The following is a 353-nucleotide window of genomic DNA, read 5'->3' on the forward strand; positions in this document are numbered from 1 at the left end:
TCCAGCTCCTATTCAACCAAGTTAAGCCGTTCGGGAATCAATAAAATATTTACGACGACGACGATCAACGCGGCCCGATATATGGATACAGGATATGAGTATGATGACTCCTATGCCGTTTGCGGTTCTTGTTATCAGAACTTGCGGGCGGGAGAAAAGGTGATTGAATCCAACTTCCGCGGCAGGGTCGCAGGCGAGAATGCGTTTATTCTGCCGGAGCATCTGCTGGATACCTTTGATTACCAAGCCATTGGCGCCATTAAAGAGGGCTTGGATTTTGCCTTTCGCGACAAGGAAGCAGGCGCATGGCTTGACAGGGTCGAAGCGGATGCTGCATGGATAGACTCCGATTT

Annotated in this window: 1 protein-coding gene; it reads left to right on the top strand. The window is 49.9% G+C overall.

What is annotated here, in order from left to right; translation table 11 throughout:
• Positions 1 to 353, top strand: a 353-nt coding sequence (locus RCF13_RS23830) for a TM1802 family CRISPR-associated protein (protein ID WP_308141615.1), incomplete at both ends; no start/stop codon positions are given.

It is taken from the genome of Stenotrophomonas maltophilia group sp. RNC7 (genome assembly GCF_030910085.1).
In the GTDB taxonomy this organism is placed as follows: Bacteria; Pseudomonadota; Gammaproteobacteria; order Xanthomonadales; family Xanthomonadaceae; genus Stenotrophomonas; species Stenotrophomonas sepilia.